Source organism: Methylocystis borbori (genome assembly GCF_036576025.1).
Lineage (GTDB): Bacteria > Pseudomonadota > Alphaproteobacteria > Rhizobiales > Beijerinckiaceae > Methylocystis > Methylocystis borbori.
Genome location: NZ_JAZHYN010000037.1, coordinates 12739 through 31285, shown reverse-complemented (window position 1 = coordinate 31285; position 18547 = coordinate 12739). Strand labels below are relative to the sequence as shown.

The following is an 18547-nucleotide window of genomic DNA, read 5'->3' as shown; positions in this document are numbered from 1 at the left end:
GTCGTCGCGGGGCCGGGCGCCGCGCGCCGCGATCCGGCGCCGATGTCGATGACCGGAAGGGCTTGCTGCGCGACGACGGAAGAAGCGGCGGACGTGGCGAGAATGAAAGCGCAAGCGGAGACGCCGCGCCGAAGCGTGTTGCGAGAGGGCTGCATTTCGAGAATCTCCAGGCGCGCCGTTCTCGCGCGCAAACCAATGGCTGTTGCAGCGGCAAGGCTGCGTTCGATTGGTCAGGAGAAGCGAGGCGGGCCGCGCGAAGACGAGGAGCCAACCCAGAACGATCGTCTTTGGCGTGGCTCCCCCTCGACGCTGACAACGGCGGCGATCGAGGTCTTTGGCGTTTGAAATTCCGTGCGCGCCGTTAAAAGAGCTACAGCAAATTTGTCAGAATCATTCGCCGAACATAAAATGCAGCAGAGAACGTGGGCGCGACGGGCGGGCGTTTTGTCGCCGGCGTCTGGCCCGCATTCGCCGGCGCCCAGGAAGACCGCAGTTTCAGCGCCGCTTTTTGCGTGCGCAGCCTGCAGAGCCACGCCGACGGCGAGGCTCTCCAAGAAGAGCAAGAGCGCGAAAAGTCGGGTGATATGCCGCAAAGTCTTGTCCTCGACGTCAAAGCGAGGATTAGTCCTTTAACAAAATACGCGTAACGACAGCGTAACGTAATAAAGAGGCAAGGCCGAAGACGACAAATATCAAGAGCGTGTTGCACAGAAACAACACGGATTGGAAAGCGACATGAATATTCAACCCGAGGTCGCGGCCGCTTCGTCCGCCGACGCGGGAGGCGGATGCGGACTGCGGATTAATGCGCATATTGATTGTCGAAGACCAACCCGAGATGGCGTCGCTCCTTGCGGAGAGACTCACGCAGTCGGGCTATGTCGCCGATAGCGTCGGCACGCTTGCGGACGCCATGGAGGCGCTGAAACAATACGAATATCCGATGATGTTGCTGGATCGAAGGCTGCCCGACGGAGACGGCGTGTCGATCTTGCAGACGGTCCGCTCAACGAAACCGGGCGTGCGGGTGATGTTGGTGACGGCGCTGCGCTCGATCGATGAAAGGATCAGCGGGCTCGACGCCGGCGCCGATGATTATCTCACCAAGCCTTTTGACGTTGACGAGCTTCTCGCGCGGATCAGAGCCGTCTTGCGCCGTCCGGACGGCGCCTGCCTGCCGCCCGTCCTGCTTGGCGATCTGTCCTTCGATCTCAACCAGCGCGAAGCCTTCGTCCGCGGCCAGCCCTTTGTCGTCTGCAAGCGCGAATTGCTGCTGCTTGAAGCTCTCGTCCGCCGCGCCGGCCGCGCCGTCAAGCACAGCACGCTGATTTCTGAAATTTACGGCCTCAATGACAGCGTCCAGCTTGATGCGCTCAAGATGTCCGTGTCCCGCCTCCGCCAAAGGTTGAAGGAATGCGGCGCCGGCGTCGAAATCCATACATTGCGCGGCATCGGCTACCTCATAGAGAGGTCCCGCAGTTGAGAGCGCTTCAATCGCTATCCTCTCGACTGGTGGTCTATTGGGTCTTCTTTTCGATGCTGGCTTTCTTCACGATTCCAGCGACGGTGCTGCTGCCTCTGGCGTCGCTTGGAATAGACGACGTCGGCTATGTTCGCCTCGAAGGCCATACGGTGAAACGCGCGCGAACTCTTCTCGCACACGCCCTGCGTCGGACGCCCGACGGCGCCGCCTATATCGAGATGACGGACGATCTGCGCAACTATAAGGCGCGCAATCCTGGGTTCCGATATGCGGCCTTCGATGCGACGTCGGGCGCTGTCCTGGAGGGGTCCTCCCGAGAACTCGTCGACGATTTCAATGGCGCATTGTCGCGCCTTGAGATACTGGGAGCGACGTTCCATATCCCGGGAGATCCGAATGTCGACTCCCGAGGCTCCGTGCGGATGGTTCGAACGCCGGCCGGTCGATTCGGCACCATTGTCTATGGCGCGCAGTTCCATTGGGACGATCTTCTGTTCTGGCTGTACTACTATCCCACGACGGCCAATATTATCGCCTATATCCCGTTATGCGCGACGCTTTCGCTCGTCGCGTTTGTCGTCGTGCGCAAGAATCTGAAGCCTTTGCGCGCGAGCGCCGCGACGATTGCGGAAATCGATCTCGACTCCCTCGATCGGCGAGTCTCGACCGCGGGCCTGCCCTCCGAAATCGTTCCTTTCGTCGACGCGGTGAATGCGGCCCTGGCGCGCGTTAATGAGGGCGTCGCGCGTCAGCGCCGATTCATCGCCAATTCGGCGCATGAGCTGCGCACGCCGGTTGCGATTCTGCGGACGCGCCTCGAAAAGCTCGACGAGGCGCTCATCAAGCAGGAGCTCAAACGCGACGCGCAACGGATTCAAACCATACTCGAACAGCTTCTCGTGCTGGCTCAGGTCGAAGAACGCGGGACGGCCGCGCCTATGCCGGAACTGGACCTTGGAGAAACGGCGCTTGCGGTAACGGCCGATTATACGCCGATCGCGCTCAGCAACGGCCGGCGCATCTCCTTCGAGCCGCCGCCACATCCCGTCGTCGCAAAAGGGTACAAATGGGCGGTGGAGAGCGTCGTGACCAACCTCCTTGAAAACGCCGTGCGCGCCGAGCCGGCGGGAGGGATGGTCGTTATTCGCGTAACGGCGGATGGCGTCGTCGAGGTGGAAGATCATGGCGAAGGCGTCGAAGAAGCTCATCGTCAGACGATCTTCGAGCCGTTCTGGCGCAAGAGCGACGCCACGCCCGGAACGGGGCTGGGCCTCGCCATCGCGAAGGAGTTGATGGAGAAGCTTCACGGTCGTATCTGGATCGAGGAAACGCCCCGCGGCGGCGCGACGTTCAAACTGGCGTTTGCGACGGCCGAGCCGGGCTAGCGCTTTCCGGCCGCCGCGCTTGGTCGCCAACTCAAGAAAAGTTGTTCAGCGACGGAACAAGAGGTCGAGATTGACCTCGAACAGTTCGCCAATGTCGACCTTGCGCCGCCGATGGAGCAGTTCGTTATGAACGATCCCGTACCAGATCGGCGCGATCAGCAGGTCTGGATGCTCGACGAGAACGCCGCTCTTCAATTCGCCTTCGTCCCGCGCGGCTTGCAAAAGAGCGCGTAATTCGACGAGGAGGGGATCGAACATCTCCCGGCGATAGATGTCGACAAGCACGGGGAAGCGCGCGCCCTCGGTGAGAACGAGCCGCGCGATGGCGGCGCGGCCTTTACGCTCGACGTCGTGCATGGCGGGAACCATGGTTCGCCGCAAAAAGGCTAAGACCGTTTCGCCCGGCGCCCTATTGGCCGCGTTCACCTCGACAAGCGCGCCCGCCACCCTCTGGCGCACGACGCCCTCGAAGAGCGCGTCCTTTGTCGGGAAGTAGCGATAGGGCGTCCCCTTGGCGATGTCGGCTCTTCTCGCCACCGCTTCCATTGTCGTATCGGCGAAGCCCTTTTCCAGGAACTCCTGCAGCGCGGCGGCGATGATCGCATCGCGCGTTCGCGCGGTCTTTTCAAGGCTCGGTCCTCTGCCTCGCGCTTTTGCTTTTTCCGTCTGCGCCGACGTCGATCGCCGCATGTCCTCCATAAGTTTCGCCTCCCTTCGCCCTTGACAAAAATGACCTAGTAGTCATTTATACCGCATGGACGACGCCGGCAAGGCGGTTCGTTCCGCTTCCCCGGCGCCGCTCCAATGCTCTTTCGCGATCCTCAACACTGGTTGTTCTCCGTCAAAACCTTTGTCGCCGCCATCGTGGCTCTCCTGGTCAGCTTTTGGCTCGATCTGCCCCGGCCATATTGGGCCTTGGCGACCGTTTATATCGCTTCCCAGCCGCTTGCCGGCGCGACGCGCTCCAAGGCGACATATCGCGCCATTGGAACATTTGTCGGCGCGGCGGCCGCCGTCGCCATGGTTCCCAACCTCGTCAATGCGCCGCTGCTGCTTGTCCTCGCAATCGCGGCGTGGTCCGGGCTTTGCCTCTATCTGTCGCTGCTCGATCGGACGCCGCGCGGCTACGCCTTCATGCTCGCGGGATATACGGCGGCGATCGTGGGTTTTCCGACCGTCGACGCGCCGGGGACGATCTTTGACGTCGCGCTGTCGCGAACTGAGGAAATCCTCGTCGGCATCGTCAGCGCGGCGCTTGTGTCGAGCCTGCTTTTCCCGCGCGCCGTCAGCGAAGTTGTGGCCGAGCGCGTCAACGCATGGCTGAGCGACGCCAAGACCGGCTGCCGGGATGCGCTCGGGGGCGCGGAAAAAGCCTTGAGCGAACGGCATTGGCTGCGGCTTCTCGCGAATACGGCGCAGCTGGAAAATCTCGCGGGACATCTCCCTTTTGAGGGAGCAGGCGGGCGGCGCGTCATGTCTTTGGTCCAGCGCCTGCTGCCGCGCATGCTGATGATCTTGCCATTGATCGCAGCGATCAATGATCGTCGCCGCGAGCTCGCGCTTGCCGGCTCGCCTTCTCCGCGGACCGCCGAACTGGCGATGCGCTTCAAGGCGACGCTCGATTCGGATGAGGCGATGTCGCGCGAAGGGCTCGCGACGCTGCGAGAGGAGATCGAGCAGCTCATGGGCGCGCCGCTCGTCGGCGCGTCATGGCGAGAATTGACCGAACGCCATCTCTTGTTGCGATTGCGAGATCTTCTCGATCTTTTCGCGGATTGTCAGGCGCTCGTCGCGGCGATCACGAATAGCGAGCGGCGGCTCCCGAAAGCGCTGGCCTATCCAATCGAGCGCCGCATAAAACCCGCCCGGCATGACGATCGCGAGGCGGCGGCGCTCGCCGGCTTCGCGCTTGCGGCGGCGATCGCTGTTTGCTGCCTGCTATGGATCGCCTTCGAATGGCGCCAGGGCGCGGATGCGGCGATGATGGCGGCGATCTCGGGAAGCCTCTTCGCCGCGCAGGACGATCCGACGCCATCGATCTCGAAATTCGCCAGATGGAGTTTCGTCGCCGTCTGCCTCGCCGGCGTTTATGTCTTTGGCGTCCTGCCGAAGGTCCATGCCTTCGAGACGCTGACGCTCGCCCTCGCGCCCGCTTTTCTTGGCGTCGGCCTGCTGATCGCCGAGCCTGCGACGGTCATGATCGGCTTGCCGCTCGGGATTCTGACGCCCACCGCCATGGCGTTGCAGGAGGCCTATTCCTCAAATTTCGAGGGCTTTCTCAATTCAGGCCTGGCGATGGTCGCGGGCATGGGGCTTTCGGCGGCGACGACGGCCGTGGTCCGCGCCGCCGGCGCTCAGGCGCGAGCGGCGCGCTTCCTTCGCGCCAACAGGCTGACGCTTGCTCAAGTCGCCAATGCAAGAAGCGGCAGGGACGAAGCCCGCGCCATGGGACAGATGTTCGACCGTCTGGCGTTGCTCGCGCCGATCGCCCATGCCGCCAATGAGACGCTGCCGGACGCCATGCGGCAATTGCGCGCCGGCTTCAATCTTCTCGATGCGCGGCGCGGACGCGAAGCCATGGCGCCGTTCTCAAGGCGAGCGATTGACGCGTTGCTTGTGCGGCTTCAGCGCGATCATCAGCGCGGCGCGCCGCCATCGCCCGACGCGCTCGCCGCAATCGATCGCGCTTTACGACGGCTCGCCGCGTCGAAAGGAGAAGACAAGGCGGCGCTGCCCGCGCTCGTCGGCCTGCGCAGCTCGCTCTTCCCCGAGGAGCCGCCGCCGCAATTCACTTGCCGCGGAGCGAACGCATGAACGCTGAAACCAGCATCTTCGGCGTTTTCACGCCGTCGCTTCTCCTGTGCGCGCTGATCGCTTACGCGCTTACCGGCCTTTTGAAGCAAGCGCTTGGCCAGCTTGGCGCCTATCGCTTCGTCTGGCGGCCGGAACTGTTCAATTTCTTCGCCTTCCTTTGCCTGCTCGGCGCGTCGCTGCATGTCCTATCGAGGGTCTTATGACGATGAGAGCCAAGTTTCTTGCCATGACCCGGCTCTTGACGACATCCGCGCTCGCGCTCGCGGCCGCTTTCGTCGGCTGGAGGCTCTGGGTTCACTATGAGGAGGAGCCCTGGACGCGCGACGGACGCGTGCGCGCCGACGTCGTCGCCGTGGCGCCCGACGTTTCCGGCCTTGTGAGCGACGTGTTGGTCAAGGACAATCAATTCGTCCATAAGGGCGACGTGCTCTTTCGCATCGATCGCGAGCGCTTCGTCCTGGCGCTGCGCCAGGCGGAAGCGATCGTCGCGGGCCGCGCCGCCGCGCTTGACGTCGCGACGAAAGACCTGGCGCGCTACCGCGCGCTCGACGCCAAGAGCAATAATGCAGTTTCCAAGCAGCAGGTCGACGCTTTCGCCTCGACTCAGGCGCAAGCCGGCGCCGCTCTTGAGCAGGCGCTCGCCGATCGCGACCTCGCCCGCCTCAATCTCGAACGCTCGGAGGTGCGCGCCTCCGTGAATGGCCCGATGACCAATTTCGACTTGCGGCCCGGCGCCTATGTCATGGCGGGGAAGGGCGTCGCCGCGCTGATCGACGAAGACAGCCTGCGCGTCGAAGGCTATTTCGAAGAGACGAAATTGCCGATGATACGCGTCGGCGACGAGGTCGCCGTGCACCTCATGGGCGAAACCGCCGATCTTCATGGCCACGTCGAAAGCATAGCGAGCGGAATCGAGGATCGCGAGCGCAGCCCTGGCGCGAGCCTTCTTGCGAATGTGAATCCAACATTCAATTGGGTGCGGCTCGCACAGCGCGTTCCGGTGCGCATCGCCCTCGATCGCACGCCGGATAATATTCGCCTCGTCGCCGGCCGGACCGCGACAGTGGTCATCAATCCCGTCAAGGATGGCAAACCGGTCTTCTCGCTGTTCTCCCTGCTGTAGCCGTAAGGGAGCCGCGCGGCGATTCAATTATTTTTGGAAGACAGATTTGGCCCGTCCGATCCGTCATGGGCGCGACGAAAATCGGATGTTTGGAGCGCGAGGCGCCATGGAGAGGGCGAAAGTCTTGTCATCGGCTCCAAGCTGCCCTACCAACGGGGCAAAGCGTAAGAACAATTTGGCGGAAAACATGGGAAGGACCGCGGCGGGGCGAGCGGAATGAAGGAAAAAATCGAAGCTTATCTGCTCGAAGAGCTGCGTCGCGAACTCAGTGAAATCGAGCAGTATGACGTCGATCCGCGCACGCGCTTTCTTTACGCCAAGGCGCTCGAATTTTACTGGACTCTCTCGCGCTTCCTCGGCTTCGGCCGGCTGCACGACGGACGCTGGCGCAAGCCCGACGCCGCGAAGGCGCAGGCCTTGCGCACGACGCTCGACGGCGACATTCCCGCTCCCGCGACGCAGAACAGATTGCTTATCGACATGAGCGCGACGCATCGCTTCGGCGGCCATTCGGGCGTGCAGCGCGTCGTGCGCGAAATCGCGCGCGCCTGCGTCGAAAGCGGCGCCGGACTGCCGGTCTATATGGAGGAAGGGCGCCTTTATTCGCATTTCAAACACCCTGCTTTGCCCGATGAGATTGAATTGCGGGCTGGCGATAAGCTCCTTCTGCTCGATTCCGGTTGGGGCTTCGTTGGGGAATACCCGCCGCTGCTCGCGGCCATTCGCGAGGCCGGCGGCGAGACGATCGGCTGCCTCTACGATCTTATCCCATTGCGTTACCCGGCCGCCACGGCCGCGAAAAATAGCGCGCCTTTTATTCCCTGGCTCAAGGACGTGCTGCTGCGATGCGACGCCATCGTCTGCATCTCGCAAAGCGTCGCGCGGGATTTCGTCGCCTATCTGCGCGAGCAGGGTCTCGCGCCGCCCGCCAACATGCGCGTCGGCTGGTGGCCGCTCGGCGCCGATTTCCGCGCGCCGCCGCAGTCTTCGGCTTCTTCCGTCGCACAGCGGATCTCATCGGCGCCGACGCCTTTCTTTATGAGCGTCGGCACGCTCGAGCCGCGCAAAGCCTATTCCGTCGCCCTCGACGCCTTCGATAGTCTCTGGGCGCAGGGGCGCGATGCGCGTTATGTCATTGTCGGCCGGCCGGGATGGAACACCCGCGCGCTGCAACGCCGCATCCGCCAGCATCCCGAGTTTGGACGAAGGCTCTTCTGGCTCGATAACGCAAGCGACGCCGATCTCGCGCATCTCTATCCGCGCGCGCGGGCTTTGATCTTTCCTTCTTTCGCCGAAGGGTTTGGCATGCCGCTTGTCGAGGCCGCGCAGCATGGCGTTCGCGTCATCGCGAGCGACTTGCCGGTCTTTCGCGAGGTGAGCGGCGAGAGCGCGGTCTATTTCAATCTGCTCGATTCTCAATCGCTCGCCGCCCGCATTCAAGAGGCGCTGGCTTCGAGCAAAGGTGCTGCGCCGCCTGCCGTCGTCTCATGGGCGGAATCGGCGGCGAAACTCGCGGCGATGGCGCGAGAAAACGCTTATCAGATCAACGCCGTCGAATTAAAGGCCGCGCTCGAGGCGTGATCGAGATTGAGAAAGTCGAAAGCGCGAATCCGCATTGCCACCGCAGTCGCCCTCGCATAAATTCCCGGCGAGCGGGGGCCAAACATTACATGTTCATTAAAGGATCATTCGACTATGGTCGCCAGCCTGTCCGTCTGCATTCCAATTTATAATTTTGCGAAATTCATTTCCGAAACGCTCGATTCCATCCTAAGCCAGGACGGGGCGAACGAGATCGAAATTGTCATTCTCGACGGCGCGTCGACCGACAATACGGCGGAGATCGTCGAGGGCTATCGCAAGAAGCACGCGAATATCAACTATGTCCGTCTGCCCCAGAAAGGGGGCATCGACCGCGATATGGCGAGATCGGTGGAGCCCGCGACGAGAGATTATTGCTGGCTCTTTAGCGGTGACGACATCATGCGTCCGGACGCGATCCGCCGCATGCTGAATGAAATCCAGAGCGGCGCGGATTTGTATCTGTGCAAGCATATGGAATATATCGCCGACCTGGAGAGATGGATCGAATGGCCGACCGTTGATGCGCTGGATGGCGCCGTGTTCGAACTCTCCGACGAACGGGCGAGACAGGATTATTTCCGCCGCGCGGCGAACACGGAGGCGTTTTTCAGCTTCATCGGCGGATTGATCGTTCGTCGTGAAAAGTGGAACAGCATTCCGCTTAACGAAGAGTTTGTCGGCGGTTGCTGGGCGCATGCCGCGCGTCTGTTCGAATTGATGCGCGGCGGGCTCAGCGTCAAATGTCTCTCAGGCGCGCTGCTCGATCGGCGCCCCGACAATGATTCATTTGCGGGCGGCGGGATGGTTAATCGATATCGCATCGCAATCGAAGGCTTTCACAAGATAGCCGATCATTTCTTTGGACATGACAGCGTCGAGGCCTTTCATGTTCGCCGCGTCATTCGCGCCGAGTTCCATCCTTTGGCCATGCTGCTTGGCAAATTCATGTGCTCGGTCAATCCGGCGGGCGAAAGCCGCTCGATGATGGATCGTCTCATGCGCACCGCCTATTGCGATCTTACCTTCGCCAATCTCAGGGCGAAATTCGCTTACGCCACAATGTCGCCGAGCCGCTTCAGGCGCCAACAGCCGGAGCTATGCGCACGCCACGAACGTAAGTTCAGGAGCCAACTTCAATCGCGGGAAGAGGCGGCGAGAGTCGGCGGGACATGAAAGCGGCATTTTGGGTTTATGGATGGGACGATAATGGGCTAGATGCCTCATGGAGACGGTCCGGCTGGCCGAGAGAGAGGGCGAGCGTCCCCTTTCAGCATAGTCATTCTTGGGGGGGGGGGCGGCGACCGCTTTTTTGCAAGCATAGGCTGCGGGTTTCCTTGGGGGCGATCTAAATGTCGCAAAAAGTAGTCTATGCGGTGACGTCGGAGAGCCAAGATTTCTACTCCGTGTTGACGCGCGTCTCGGCCGCGGCGCTGAGGATGAGCAATCCCGACGTGAAAATTGTTGTGGCGAGCGATCCGCAGACCTATCACGCCCTGCAATCAGGCTCGGATCCGCTCCTCACAGAGATCGACGAACTCATAAGAATCGAGACGCCCCCCGGCGAAAGCAGCTTTCGCAATCGCTGGGTAAAGACAAAGCTGCGTTCCATCATCGAGGGAAAGTTCCTCTTTCTCGATAGCGATACGCTCGTGAAAGCCGATATCTCGGAAATATTTGCGATCGAGGCCGACATTGCCGGGGCCGCCAATCATTCGGCTCGCCTTTATGAAGAGCAGATATGGGTGGAGGATCGGAAAGCCTTTGAAACGATGGGGTGGGACGTCCATCCGGAAATCTACATAAATGGCGGCGTGATATTTTATAACGACACCGAAAAAGCATTCGCCTTTGGAGAAGAATGGCACAAGCTTTGGCGCGCGTCCTTTGAGAAGCTAAACAGGTACCGCGATCAGCCTGCGCTCAATGCCTCATTGCGGGCGGCGCAGCCAGAATTATTCGTATTGGACAATAGTTATAACGCTCAATTCAAGGTCTATCCATCTGCTGCGAAAAATGCGAAGATATTGCACTATTATTCAGCAAATAACGATGAGACGCACACCGCGTTCGAAGCCGTTGTGAAGGATGTTCTGCATGGCGGACGGCTCACGAAGACAGCAATATCGAAACTATTGAAAAGCGAACACCCTTGGAAAAATAATACTATATTGGATAATATTCTCGCCAAAAGGCTGTTGCGCCAACGAAATTATGAGGGATTTGCCTGGGATTGGCTTCGGTCGACGGGGCGATGGCAAATATTGACTGGCCGCCAATAGATGAATCTTAGCTTAGTTTTTTATGCGCCTCCCGAGCGCTTGCTGTATGAGCAGGGCTGCGCCATGATTGGCTTATGGCGAAGTCGGCATTGGGGCCGTGGGCGGCGGCTTTTCGCGCCGTTCTTTTTGAGCCCGGAAGTTCCGCGTCCATGAATGGCCGTTGTTCTTCGTAAAAGAGAAGGTCGCCACGAATGACTGCTAAGACAGAAGAAATTACGTTCTCTTTTGGGGAAAATTGGATAGATTATCTGTCCACTATTAACGAAGAACGTATCAAGAGCGCGACCGCTGATATAGAGGACTGGATCGGCGCGGATTCCATTCGCGGAAAGCGTATCATCGACGTTGGGTCGGGCTCGGGGCTTTCATCCCTGTGCCTGTATAAACTGCATCCAGCGGAACTTGTATCCTTCGATTACGATCCAAAAAGCGTGGAAGCGACAAAAGCTATTAAGGAGAAATTTGGGGGAAAAGAAGATTGGCGAATATTACATGGATCGGCGCTCGATCCGAGCTTTCTTTCGGGGCTCGGAGAGTTTGATATCGTGTATTCGTGGGGCGTATTACATCATACCGGGGAGATGTGGAGCGCTATCGATAATGCTCAGCGTCTTTGCAAGTCGGGGGGGCTTACCCTTATCTCTATTTACGAGGCGGGAGATCTTTACCCGGAACATCTAGCGCTAAAACAGAAATATAACAGCGCGTCGGACGAAGAGAAGAACGAAATCATTAAAGCCGAAGTCGCACAAAAATATCCCGATTTGCCTTTCGAGACCGCCGTTCGCGAGATGCAGGGAGCTTGCAAGGAGCGCGGCATGAATCATTACAATGATTTGATCGATTGGCTCGGCGGGCTGCCATATGAGGTCGCCTATCCCTCCGAAGTGCTCGAACGCTTTATGCGCGCCGGCTTTTTGCCGCTCAGAGTATTGGAGTGGTCTCAAGGAGGATGTTCAATCTATCTATTTAAGAAGACCGGTGCGCCTTATAACGCTTTAAAAAACGCTCCCTTCAAATGGGAGCATTTAACCCATTTGGGTCGGGTAGAGACGCGGACATATAACAAGCAGCTTGCTGACGAGCGTGGCCAAATTCTATATCTCGACGGTTTTTTGCCGAAGATATCGATCAAGAGTCTTAGGGCTAGAATTGGATGAAGCCCGACGCCTGTTGGGGAGCTTTGCCGTAGGGGGCTTTGCCACGGGATGATATATGGTTTGAACGCGCGGCGAGATGTGCTACCCGCGCAATTCGTTTTTCAAGGCTGCGGCAGTCTTCTCAAGGACCTCAAGAGAGAGAATCCATAGGCATGGGAATGTTGAAAAAGGCGCCGGAAAAATTGTGGTGGGGCGGCACCGCCCCGCAGGACTTCTATCCGGACGACCAGGATATTCGGGCCGCCGGAAATCTAACCGAGCTGGCCGATGTCTTCGGTTCGGATAAGGGGACTTTGGGCAATGCGCATAATTATGCCCGCCTCTATGAGCGGCTGATCAATCCGAGCGAAACGAAAGCGTTGTGCGAAATCGGCGTCGCCTGCGGCGCCTCGCTGAAAATGTGGAGTGCTTTTCTCCCCGCCGCGCGTATTGTCGGCGTCGATATCAGAGAAGAGTGCAAGAATTTATGCAAGGATAACAAAAATATCGAGATTAAGATTGGCGATGTTAAGGATCTGAACTATTCAAATAAATTTGATGTCGTCATCGACGATGCCAGTCATGTGTCGGAAGACATTGTCGACATCTTCAATCGTTGCTGGAAGTGGGTGCGGCCGGGCGGCCTTTATATCATCGAGGATGTTGGCTGCACCTATAGCGACGATTATACCGAGCATTTTAATTCTCTGTTCGGAACAAATAAAGTAAATAATCGTCATGTATTTGTTGAACTGGTCGATTCGATTATGAAGAACGTCGATGTGAAAATCGACATCGAGTCGATGGAATATCATCCCCAGCTCCTGATCTTGCGTAAGCGTAAAGCTAACGCCAACGCGGCTGTTTCCCAGCAATCAAAATTTCTTAATTGGCTGTCCTCTTGGAGGCCGTAATAAGAATGCGAGCGCTCGGGCTCCGGAGCGGTTCGACGAACGGAAGTCGTGCGTCGCCGCCTTCCATCGCTCAGAAAAAATGCGGAGGCGTCGGCGAAGAAGAGAAGGTTCGCTGGGATTGCGCCGTTCCCGGATTCTGCGGGGGAATGAAATAACCGCCCCCTCGATTGGGCAATTAGAGCTTGTTCGCCGATCCACGTGCTATAATGATCGCCGTCAGGCGTTACTCATGAGCGGATCGACTATACGATGTGCGGCTTTATCTGGGCAAAGCTTCCTCAGCGTCCGACGGATGCGCAGATTTCGTCATCTGCAAAATTCATTGCCTCTAGAGGGCCTTCCTCTTCGTCGTTTGACGTGCGCCAGGATAAGGATTCATACATATTTTCCGCACATTTTCTTTTGGATGTTTCCGGCGCCGCCGCAAAACAGCCGGCGTATTTTCCCGACCCGTCGTCGGCGGAATTATCGCTTCTATTCAATGGCGAAATTTATAATTACAAAGACCTTCAGCCAGGCGCGAGCAGCGACACCGAAGCTTTGCTTCCCTTGTTCGCGCGATTTGGCGACGAGCTATGGGCGCGTCTCGACGGCGAATATGCGATCGTCATTCATGACCGGAAGCAAAACCGGCTGCATATCGCCGCAGATCAGTTTCTGACAAAGCCCATCGCCATCGCTTTTGACGCGGAGACAGGCGCGTTCGGCGTCGCCTCTTATCCATCCGCGTTGGAGGCTTTGGGGTTCAAGTCTTCCGGCTATTTTCAACCCAACGCCTATGCCGAATTCGATCTCGACGTCCCTTCGGCCTGGGCTGACGCGTTGAAATCCGTGAAAGAGAAGAGCGCCTATCATTACGATTTGGAGCAATTCGACGCGAACTTCTTGAATTGGGAGAAGGCCTTTCTGCAGTCTGTGAAAAAGCGGGCTACCCACGGGACGCTGCCGATTTTCGTGCCGCTTTCTTCAGGCTATGATTCGGGCGCAATTTGTCTCGCGCTCAATTTGCTCGGGCTTCCCTATTCCACGATCACGATCAATTCTTCGGAGAACGACGACGTCATCGCTCGAAGAATCAAAATCAATAAAAAAGGCGGCTGCGTAAAAGCCATCCAGCGGCGCCCGCTGTCCCCCCGCCAAAGGCATGCGATCAAGCATTCGATCGCCAGGGATTGCGAACCCTTGAAATATTTTCACGCCGACGAAACACTGTTGAGCGATGGCGGAGCGCTTGGCGCCTATCACGTCGCGGAAATCGCCAAGAAAAATGGCGCATATGTTTGCCTGTCTGGATGCGGGGCCGACGAGATCATCTCGGACTATGGCTACAACGGCACGAAGATTTACGACCATTCCGAATTCGGCGGCCTTTATCCGGATGATTTGAACGGCTTCTTTCCCTGGAAGAAAGTGTACGGGGACACGATGAGAAGTTACCTATTCAAGGATGAATATATATTCGGGGTTTTCGGCATTGAAGGACGCTATCCGTTTCTCGATCCCGCCGTCGTCCAGGCTTTCTTGAGTCTTACGCCCGCTTTGAAGAATTCCAGATATAAGGCGCCGATCGCGTCCTTCTTGGAGCGACACGGCTATCCGTTCGAACCAGACGTGAAGCGAGGCTTTTCGCCTTCCGACCATCAGATTGACGAGTCCTTGGCCGGACGTTTGAGGGACAAGATCGACTTAATCCGGCAATATGTCCCCGGCTTCCGGGATCGGATATAGCAGGGTCGCGAAGCGCGTCGACCGCGCAGCCTTCGGGAAATGGGGTTCTGCGTTATCGGCGCATAAAATGCTTCATCGCCCACATCAGGACTGTAGCAGTCCCGATTTGCGGACCCCGATTTCGAGCCTCCCAAAGATATGAGTCGATCTGGTAGGGCCGAAGGTAAGGGATAGCGCGCCAAAACGCCCAAAGCAGCGGCCATTCCACATTGGCCTCCTGCGCCGCTTGCCAAAATTGCCGTTCCCATGGCCCAGGAAGGATATTTGAACGCCACGGCTTGACGCCAGCATAATGCATGATCCACGGCTCTTTATAGAGATCGACCACTGCTTCGATTTCCGCAGGCAGGCGCTGGTGAACTTCCTTGAATAGAATGTCCTGAATCGCGTTCCATCTTGGATCGAGTTCGACGAACGCGCCCGCCACCGCGAAATTCAGCGCGTCCTGATCGTTAAAAATCGCGCGACTCAACTCATTGCTCAAAGCTTCTCGCGCGCGTTGGGCGATCCCGAGGGAGCGGAATTTCTCTAGATCGATAAGAAGCGCGCCCGCGTTGAAATAGCGATGAGGATTGGAAAGTCTTATCGTATCCCTCAGATAGTCGCAGATCAGCGTGGTCGCGCCTTCCACGGGCAGCGGCTCGTCGCGCAGCAAGCGGATCAAGAGGCCATAGTCTATGACCGCGCCGAGCGCGCATTCGCCAAGGTCGGAAAAATAAAGGGGCGCAATATCTCGCATGACGAGCATGTCGGTATCGAGATACAGCACCCGCTCGACGCCTTCCAATATATCCGGCAGGCTCAGCCGGGCATATGTGACGGTCGTTTGCGGTCCATGCGTATTGAATCGTCCATAGCGATCCGTGACGTCTATGAAATTTACGGTAAGTCCCGGCGCATCGCGGAGTTCGCGCGGCGCGAGATCCAATGGTCCTTCATGGAGAGCGTGCAAAACCACATGGCGAGATGAGGCGCGCCGAATGCTGTTCGCCAGCACAATGAAAGGTAGTTCGTAATTGCGATCGAAACAGCATGCTACATGGATCGTGGAATTCGAATTGGACGCCACGCGCGGCTCCTAAATGATTTCGATCTCCGGGAAAGGAAAGATCATCTTGCCGCCGCCAGCAAGATATTCCTGTTCGCGGGCCAATATGCCGTCCTTGAAGTGCCAGGGCAGCACGAGAAAATAATCCGGCTTCATCGCCCGCGCTTCGGCTTCCGAAACGATGGGAATATGCGTGCCGGGGGTGAAGCAGCCGAATTTGTCGGGGTTGACCTCGGCGATGGCCTCGAGAAGATCCGGACCGATGTCGCAAAATTGCAGGACGACATTGCCCTTGGTCGAGGCGCCATAGCCGAGTATCCGCTTATTGTCGTCCTTGAGCGCCTTGAGGAGCCTGCGCAAATCCTCGCGATGGCGATAGACGCGATCCTCGAAATCGCGATAGGGGCGCGGCGTTTGCAGTCCCATGCGCTCTTCCTGCGCGAGCAGCCAGTCGATAACTGCGAGATTGCGCTTCTGCGGCGTCTCCTTATGCCCCGCCGTCACGGCGAAACTGCCGCCATTGACGGCGTTCATCTGCACGTCGAGGATTTGCAGATCGGCGGCGTCGAGAATCGTCTCAATGACGCCGAGCGAATAATATTCAATATGCTCATGGCAGATCGTGTCGTAGGAGGTGAGCCGCAGCATCGAAGGCATGTAGCTCTGCTCGAAATGCCAGACGCCGTCGGGCGCGAGCGCTCGGGCGACTTCCCGCGCGAACCAGATGGGGTCCTCGAGATCGTAAAACATCGCGATCGAGGTGATGATCTTGGCGCGTTGGGGCGCGAGCTTCTCGAAGGTCTGAGCCGAGAAGAATTCCGGCGCGAGCTTGATGTCGTCCGGGTAATATTGGCGAAACTTCGCGCCCGTCGGATCGATGCCGATGCGCGTAAGGCCCGACGTCGCATAGGCCTTCAACGAAGTCGCGTCATTCGAGCCGATGTCGAGCGCGACGTCTCCGGGCTTCAAATCGGCGAAACGCTCCAGATGCGCGATCTTTTGCGTCAGATGGCGGACCATCGACTGATTGAGGCCGGAACGATAGCCGTAATTCTCGCCGTACATTTCGCTCGCTTCATAGCTATGGGCGAGCTGCAGCAGGCCGGAGTCGGGGCACCAGACGAGCTCCAAGGGGCCGACGGTCACGGGCGTCTCACAGGACTTAGGGAAAACGCCGGTCAACGCCTGGTCGCCGAGCGACAGCATCGAGATCAAATTGGCGGAGCCGCTGACGCGACATTTGGTGATTTTCTTTGTCATTGTCCCGTAATCCGATGCGATTGCGAAAGAACGGCCAGCGTTTAACGGCTCCGGCTTTTCAGCTTCCCCAAAGATTTTGCCGCAAAAGTTCATTCATTGACGATTCTCGCTAAGGCTCTCACGCCGGCGCTTTCTCTCAAGCTTTCTTGGCCTCAAGAGGGAGAGAGTGTCAACGCTCGCCCTAAAAGGGGTGATACTGAAACAGCCAGTTCTCGGAGAGAATCTCGTCGCCGTTCTTGAGATAAAGACGCATTTCGACCGGCTCGACGCCGTCGACCGTCAGGTCGAATTGTGCGCGCCAATGCCCGGGCAGATCGTCGAAGACCGCCTCGGTGAAGACATAGGAGAAGGCGCCCCGCGAGGCCCACAGCACGGGTTCGGGCTTGACGCCATAAGGCAGCTTGGCGAGCGGCTCGCCGAGAAACTCCACCATGAATTTGCGCACGCCCTTGGGCCGGGGCTTGCCCGGCTGGCCGCCATTGCCGAGTCGCGTCGCCACGCAGCGCGCGAGCTTCGTCGGATAGGGCTCGTCCGCGAGCCAGTGCAGCCGGTAGGAGAAATCGAAGACGGCGCCGGGGACGGCGGGCTTTTCCGGAACCCACATGGCGACGACATTGTCGTGGATCTCGTCGTCCGTCGGAATTTCGATGAGATGGATCGCGCCCTTGCCCCAGTCTCCCTTGGGCTCGACCCACACGCTCGGACGACGGTCGTAGAACACATTATCGAGATAATGGTCGTAATTGCGGTCGCGCTGCATCAGTCCGAAACCCTTGGGGCTAGTATCGCCAAAGGCGGAGGCCATCACGCGGCCGGGATTGTTGAGCGGCCGCCACAGCCGCTCGCCGGCGCCGGTCCAAATGCTCAAACCATCTGAGTCATGCACCTCGGGGCGCCAGTCGATCGCCTCGGGCTTCCGCGTTTCCGAAAACCAATACATGGAGGTTAGCGGCGCGACCCCGAAACGGGTGAATTTTCCCCGTAGATTCAAGGAGCAGTCGATGTCCATCACGACGCCTTCGCCGCGCGTCATCAGGAAGCGATAGGCGCCGACGATCGACGGGCCTTCGAGCAGCGCATGCAGAACGACGCTGTCGCCTGTCTCCGGCCCGACATAGATATGGGTGAAATCGGGAAATTCCTCTTCCGCGCCCGCCTGCCAGGTGTCGAGCGCGACGCCGCGCGCCGACATGCCATATTGGCGCAAGGCGCCGATGGCGCGGAAATAGGAGGCGCCGAGGAAGGCGACCCAGTCGTTCTTCTTCCAGTCGAGCGCGCCATCCTTCGCCTCCTGGATGCGAAATCCGGCGAAACCAGCGCCCGGCGGCAATTTACGGGCGATCGAATCCGCCGGCATGTTGAAATAGCTTGTGTCGTAAAGCACTTCGCGCGCTTCGCCATTCTCGACGACATGCATGCGCACGGCCTTCTTGAAGAACATGCCGAGGTGGAAGAATTCGACCGGAAAGCGCTCCGGCGTATCGGCGAAGAGCGCATGATCGGTGTTGTAGGTGATCTGCCCCCATTTTTCATAATCGATCCGCGAGGTGATCTCGGGAGCGGGCAGATTGGGCTTGCGGAAGGGTTCGCCGATGAGGCGTCGCGCTTCCTCCTTCAGCGCCTCGAAGGAGAAGGGCTTGGCCTCGCCGAGCTGGAGATTGGAGACGCGGGTCGCCGCTTCGCTCGGGCGCGCCCCGACGGCGCCCAAGGCGCCCGTCGCGGCCGCCGCCTTGAGGAAGGCGCGACGGTCCTGCTTCTCGATCATCTCGGATTCCTTACTGCGAGGTTTT

The 18547-nt window shown here is 58.8% G+C and carries 17 protein-coding genes; 12 read left to right on the top strand and 5 right to left on the bottom strand.

From position 1 onward, the window contains the following. Positions 1-230 precede the first annotated feature (230 nt). Positions 231-527: a hypothetical protein gene (locus V3H18_RS16670; protein WP_408631781.1), complete on the bottom strand. Its 297-nt coding sequence runs from the start codon at positions 525-527 to the stop codon at positions 231-233. Here V3H18_RS16670 and V3H18_RS12275 point away from each other — a divergent pair. The 3 genes from V3H18_RS12275 to V3H18_RS12265 all read left to right on the top strand — a co-directional run bounded on the left by V3H18_RS12275 (position 423) and on the right by V3H18_RS12265 (position 2868). Further along, the gene (locus V3H18_RS12275) at positions 423-647 is read left to right on the top strand and encodes a hypothetical protein (RefSeq protein ID WP_332082358.1); all 225 of its coding nucleotides are present in this window, start codon (positions 423-425) and stop codon (positions 645-647) included. The two genes, V3H18_RS16670 and V3H18_RS12275, sit on opposite strands and share 105 nt — an antisense overlap. A gap of 158 nt (positions 648-805) precedes the next feature. Continuing rightward, entirely contained in the window at positions 806-1483 is a 678-nt protein-coding gene (locus V3H18_RS12270; RefSeq protein ID WP_332082357.1) for a response regulator transcription factor, read from the top strand. Next, on the top strand, positions 1480-2868 hold the full coding sequence (locus V3H18_RS12265; protein ID WP_332082356.1) for a sensor histidine kinase: 1389 nt from the start codon (positions 1480-1482) through the stop codon (positions 2866-2868). Before V3H18_RS12270 ends, V3H18_RS12265 begins: the two co-directional genes overlap by 4 nt. Positions 2869-2913: 45 nt before the next feature. On the opposite strand, the gene V3H18_RS12260 is transcribed toward V3H18_RS12265, so the two are convergent. After that, positions 2914-3558, bottom strand: coding sequence for a TetR/AcrR family transcriptional regulator (locus V3H18_RS12260; protein ID WP_332082355.1), 645 nt, complete (start codon positions 3556-3558; stop codon positions 2914-2916). Between the two features lie 114 nt (positions 3559-3672). Between V3H18_RS12260 and V3H18_RS12255 the strand changes: the two genes are divergently transcribed. From V3H18_RS12255 to V3H18_RS12215, 9 genes are all read left to right on the top strand, one after another. After that, entirely contained in the window at positions 3673-5682 is a 2010-nt protein-coding gene (locus V3H18_RS12255) for an FUSC family protein (RefSeq protein ID WP_332082354.1), read from the top strand. After that, a complete protein-coding gene (locus tag V3H18_RS12250; protein WP_332082353.1) occupies positions 5679-5885 on the top strand; it encodes a DUF1656 domain-containing protein in 207 nt (68 codons plus the stop codon). The genes V3H18_RS12255 and V3H18_RS12250 overlap by 4 nt, the downstream gene beginning before the upstream one ends. Positions 5886-5887: 2 nt before the next feature. Then, the gene (locus V3H18_RS12245; RefSeq protein ID WP_332082359.1) at positions 5888-6805 is read left to right on the top strand and encodes an HlyD family secretion protein; all 918 of its coding nucleotides are present in this window, start codon (positions 5888-5890) and stop codon (positions 6803-6805) included. A gap of 216 nt (positions 6806-7021) precedes the next feature. Next, complete coding sequence (locus tag V3H18_RS12240) at positions 7022-8386, top strand: glycosyltransferase family 4 protein (protein WP_332082352.1); 1365 nt, start codon at positions 7022-7024, stop codon at positions 8384-8386. A 114-nt stretch (positions 8387-8500) separates the two neighbouring features. Next, entirely contained in the window at positions 8501-9562 is a 1062-nt protein-coding gene (locus V3H18_RS12235) for a glycosyltransferase family 2 protein (protein WP_332082351.1), read from the top strand. A 176-nt stretch (positions 9563-9738) separates the two neighbouring features. Next, entirely contained in the window at positions 9739-10668 is a 930-nt protein-coding gene (locus V3H18_RS12230) for a glycosyltransferase (RefSeq protein WP_332082350.1), read from the top strand. A gap of 191 nt (positions 10669-10859) precedes the next feature. Further along, on the top strand, positions 10860-11828 hold the full coding sequence (locus tag V3H18_RS12225) for a class I SAM-dependent methyltransferase (RefSeq protein WP_332082349.1): 969 nt from the start codon (positions 10860-10862) through the stop codon (positions 11826-11828). A gap of 152 nt (positions 11829-11980) precedes the next feature. Next, on the top strand, positions 11981-12721 hold the full coding sequence (locus V3H18_RS12220) for a class I SAM-dependent methyltransferase (RefSeq protein WP_332082348.1): 741 nt from the start codon (positions 11981-11983) through the stop codon (positions 12719-12721). Between the two features lie 249 nt (positions 12722-12970). Next, the gene (locus V3H18_RS12215; protein ID WP_332082347.1) at positions 12971-14449 is read left to right on the top strand and encodes an asparagine synthase-related protein; all 1479 of its coding nucleotides are present in this window, start codon (positions 12971-12973) and stop codon (positions 14447-14449) included. A gap of 52 nt (positions 14450-14501) precedes the next feature. Here the strand turns inward: V3H18_RS12215 and V3H18_RS12210 are convergent, their stop codons facing one another. The 3 genes from V3H18_RS12210 to V3H18_RS12200 all read right to left on the bottom strand — a co-directional run bounded on the left by V3H18_RS12210 (position 14502) and on the right by V3H18_RS12200 (position 18522). Continuing rightward, positions 14502-15518, bottom strand: coding sequence for a glycosyltransferase family 8 protein (locus tag V3H18_RS12210; RefSeq protein ID WP_332082346.1), 1017 nt, complete (start codon positions 15516-15518; stop codon positions 14502-14504). Between the two features lie 9 nt (positions 15519-15527). Beyond that, positions 15528-16757 carry a class I SAM-dependent methyltransferase gene (locus V3H18_RS12205; RefSeq protein ID WP_332082345.1) on the bottom strand — a complete coding sequence of 410 codons (1230 nt, stop codon included), beginning with the start codon at positions 16755-16757 and terminating at the stop codon, positions 15528-15530. 181 nt (positions 16758-16938) lie between these two features. Beyond that, positions 16939-18522 carry a glucan biosynthesis protein gene (locus V3H18_RS12200; protein WP_332082344.1) on the bottom strand — a complete coding sequence of 528 codons (1584 nt, stop codon included), beginning with the start codon at positions 18520-18522 and terminating at the stop codon, positions 16939-16941. Positions 18523-18547 lie beyond the last annotated feature (25 nt).

Bases quoted from the DNA above. Each gene is read 5' to 3' on its own strand.
- V3H18_RS12270 (WP_332082357.1), top strand. From the start codon at position 806: ATGCGCATATTGATTGTCGAAGACCAACCCGAGATGGCGTCGCTCCTT.
- V3H18_RS12260 (WP_332082355.1), bottom strand. From the start codon at position 3,558: ATGCGGCGATCGACGTCGGCGCAGACGGAAAAAGCAAAAGCGCGAGGC.
- V3H18_RS12255 (WP_332082354.1), top strand. From the start codon at position 3,673: ATGCTCTTTCGCGATCCTCAACACTGGTTGTTCTCCGTCAAAACCTTT.
- V3H18_RS12250 (WP_332082353.1), top strand. From the start codon at position 5,679: ATGAACGCTGAAACCAGCATCTTCGGCGTTTTCACGCCGTCGCTTCTC.
- V3H18_RS12245 (WP_332082359.1), top strand. From the start codon at position 5,888: ATGAGAGCCAAGTTTCTTGCCATGACCCGGCTCTTGACGACATCCGCG.
- V3H18_RS12240 (WP_332082352.1), top strand. From the start codon at position 7,022: ATGAAGGAAAAAATCGAAGCTTATCTGCTCGAAGAGCTGCGTCGCGAA.
- V3H18_RS12235 (WP_332082351.1), top strand. From the start codon at position 8,501: ATGGTCGCCAGCCTGTCCGTCTGCATTCCAATTTATAATTTTGCGAAA.
- V3H18_RS12230 (WP_332082350.1), top strand. From the start codon at position 9,739: ATGTCGCAAAAAGTAGTCTATGCGGTGACGTCGGAGAGCCAAGATTTC.
- V3H18_RS12225 (WP_332082349.1), top strand. From the start codon at position 10,860: ATGACTGCTAAGACAGAAGAAATTACGTTCTCTTTTGGGGAAAATTGG.
- V3H18_RS12220 (WP_332082348.1), top strand. From the start codon at position 11,981: ATGGGAATGTTGAAAAAGGCGCCGGAAAAATTGTGGTGGGGCGGCACC.
- V3H18_RS12215 (WP_332082347.1), top strand. From the start codon at position 12,971: ATGTGCGGCTTTATCTGGGCAAAGCTTCCTCAGCGTCCGACGGATGCG.
- V3H18_RS12205 (WP_332082345.1), bottom strand. From the start codon at position 16,757: ATGACAAAGAAAATCACCAAATGTCGCGTCAGCGGCTCCGCCAATTTG.
- V3H18_RS12200 (WP_332082344.1), bottom strand. From the start codon at position 18,522: ATGATCGAGAAGCAGGACCGTCGCGCCTTCCTCAAGGCGGCGGCCGCG.